At 35.9% G+C, this 3,414-nt stretch carries 1 protein-coding gene and 1 pseudogene; one reads left to right on the plus strand and one right to left on the minus strand.

Going from position 1 to position 3,414, the window contains the following annotated elements:
• Window positions 1-182: pseudogene (locus BCU91_RS20455) on the minus strand (transposase); the annotation flags it as partial.
• Between the two features lie 542 nt (window positions 183-724).
• On the opposite strand from BCU91_RS20455, the gene BCU91_RS19270 reads away from it, so the two are divergent.
• Complete coding sequence (locus tag BCU91_RS19270) at window positions 725-3,367, plus strand: insulinase family protein (protein WP_102532177.1); 2,643 nt, start codon at window positions 725-727, stop codon at window positions 3,365-3,367.
• Window positions 3,368-3,414 lie beyond the last annotated feature (47 nt).

Consider the following 3,414-nt stretch of genomic DNA (forward strand, 5'->3'; position numbering starts at 1 on the left):
TCAATCGCGAAAATCGTCGATAATTCAATAATTCGGTTATCTACCCACTCACGGCGATGTTCATAGTTTTCGCCTGTCGTCTTATCAAACCCACACAAAAATGCCTTACGTACCACACGCGAACAACAGTGGTAGTAAGGCGTATCTTCTAAACTCACGAGTGTTTTTCTAGGTCTGGCCATCATTAATTACCGAAAATTAAGTAATAACTAAAGCCTAGTAGAGTGTTTAACATTTAGCCAACTAGAATGGGTGGCCTTGTTATTATCGGGGGTAGATGTAAGCGTTGTTTCAAAAGCGCTTTGCCATACATCGTTAAAACATACTTTGGTTTATGCTCATCAAGCTAGGCAAGCTATTGCTGAAGCGTTTCAGAAATTAGTTTGATTTGAAAAATAAGTGGAAAGTTCCAGTAGCTAAAGTGAAACACGCATTATGATTAAACCGATAATATCATGTTCAATCGACAGTTCAAATTATCGAACGTCTGCCTATAAGCAAGATAACGTTAAACATATTCAAAAAAGTTGAAGTTAATATGTACATACTTATAACCTATTTCTTGCGTTTCAACGATAAAAGAAAGGTATGCTATTAGAAAAATCATAACGGGTTTACCTGTTGTAGTTGGCCATAAAAATATAGGCTGAAACACTATTTTAAATTATGTATATAAACGTGATAAATATGGATTTTTAACACAGAACAGTTACAGGGATTTTTAATGTTTAAAGAGTTTTTTTTTATTTGTGCTATTGGAAGTATAGCTTTCATGCTACCAGCTCAGCAGATATCTCCAAATTATGCAAGCAAGCAGCTTTCTTCTCAGTTTACGCTGTCAAATGGATTAAGATTTGTAGTTATATCGGATCCAAATGCTGAGGTATCAGCTGCCTCGCTCACTATCAAAGCAGGTCAACGTGAGGCTCCATTTCACGCCCAAGGATTACCACACCTATTAGAGCATATTGTGTTTTTGGGGAGTAAGCAGTATCCGCAAATTGACAGTTGGGATAATTTCTTTAAATCAGCAGGTGGTTGGTCTAATGGATCAACACGCAGCGGAAATACGCGTTATCATTTTCAGATACAAAATTCCTTATTTAGAGATGGTCTAGGAAGGTTAGTTGATATTATAGAAAGCCCAATGATATTGACTAACGCTGTTGATATAGGGCTTTCAGAAGTTAATGAGGAGTTTGAGTCTGGGAGAAATAATGATTGGCAAGGTATATTGTCAGTTATGAAAGACATGACTATCGACACAAATAGTGCTCGAAAATTTGGAATTGGAAATCATGAATCATTAGGTACAGAAGCTAGAAATATCGAACCAGCATTAAAAAAATTCCATTCGCGTTTCTACGTTGCAAATAATATGGCTTTAGCCATATATACCAACGAGCCTCAAGAAGACATCATAAAGTTTATTAAATCTGAGTTTGGGTCTCTTGAATCTGGTGAAGATAATGTACCAAAATACATACCACTTCATTCTAATTCACAGTTAGCTACCTTAATTTCAATTGACTCTGAATCAAACCGTATATCGTTAGATATGCGGTTTGAGGTACCTAATAGGTTGTCAAAAACTAATTTTGATACTTCCACGTTAGTTATTGACTTAATTGGTCATGAAGCTCCAGGGTCTATTTTTCACTACCTTAAATCAAAAGGTTTGGCGTATTCGTTATCTGCATCATTCCAAGGTGATTACTTGAATGAAGTGTTGAATATATATATTGATTTAACGCCAAAAGGACATAATGAATTAGGCTTGGTTATGGGGAGTGTTTTTGCTTATGTGAATAAAATTAGCTCTGGTGTACCGTTATATGTGCAGAAAGAGCTACAGCTTGTTCGAGAGAGAGTTTTAGATAAAGCGGTAAGTAAAGAGCCTGGAGATTGGTTAAGTGATATATCTGATACCTTATTACATTTTGAAACTGTCAATTCAATTACACATAAGGGGAGTTTCGACCTAGTAAGCTCAATGGACTTAAGAGGTTATTTGAGCCATTTAACCCCCTCAAATATGCAAGCATTCGTCACAAGCAAGACTGATAAAGTATATAAGCGATCTTCTAGCTTTTATGATCGCCAATTTAGTATATCAAAAATAGGGGACACCATTGATAAAAGTATTCCCCAATTAGACAGAGATAATTTCCATTTTCCGAGTGAAAACCCTTATTTGAGTCAAGATAAGCAAACTAGAATAGAATTCCCACTTGAAGTATCAATAGTAGATGTCAAAAAAGGAGAGATGAGCGATGAAATACTCATTCAACTTGAGGGACATAGGAATAGGTCGAGCTCTCAAACTAGAGTAATGTCACTTTTACTAATTGAAAAACTAAGGAGCGCGTTAGGAGATAAAGCTTACTTTGCAGCGGTTGCCGACTATAAACTTGAAACTCACCTTAACCATCAATCAATCGGCATAGTGCTGTCTGGACAAGGAAAGCTGCTTGCAAAATATGCCCATGATATTTTAAGGAGTGGTTTAAAAGAGGTGAGTGCTGTTGAATTAGAGCGAATTAAGGATATTTCGCTCAGAAAGTATAATTACAACCTTAGGGATAAAGCCTTTAAGCTGGCAATACTTGATTCGGATAGTCAAGTTGATAAAAGGTTGTCACCAGATTTAATTCCTGAATTAATCAGTAAAGTAACTCAACCAGATTTCAACGATTATATTACTGAAGTTAAAGAGTCAATTATAGTAGTAAACCCTACAGGTAAACCGATACTTACTGGTTATTTTACAAATAATAAAATGCACAAGCAAAATCGAAATTGGCACACCGATAATAAAGATGCCTACTCTGTAAGAATCGGAGTTGATTCACAGAAGAAGGCGCTTTCTCATACATTAGTCACTAGATATGCATCTCCAATTGATGAAGCAAGTCTCAGAGTGTTGAAGGAGCTAACTACAAGTGGGTTTAGTGATCTAATGAGAACTCAGAAAAAGATAGCTTATATAGCGAACTCCAAAATGAATAGGCTTTCTAGAGCTTCACTGTCCTATGTTGTTGAATCTTCTAGTACCGAACATTCTGTGTTAGTTAAATACACGCATGATTATCTACATAATCAGTTGCAAACAAGGTTTGACGGCATTTCAGAAGCGAGTTTTAAACAGGCTAAAACCAATGCACTACTTGGTTTGGGGGCAGAAACAAATGGTAAATCGTTCTTGAGAGCAATAAGTTATGAGATAGAAATGGGGTATAAGCCTCGTGAATACACCAACCAGGTTATAAAAGAAATTGAGTCTTTGGAGCTTTCAGAAGCAATATTGTTTTTATCAAAATTTCAACAATCTGTACCTAATAGTTTAATGTTTAAAAAACAAAACTAGTTAGTCCATTTAAATGAGGTTGTTGCCAGAGGGTGTAACAGATTCTG

Origin of the sequence: Shewanella sp. 10N.286.52.B9, from assembly GCF_002873635.1 — a bacterium.
Classification (GTDB): Bacteria; Pseudomonadota; Gammaproteobacteria; order Enterobacterales; family Shewanellaceae; genus Shewanella.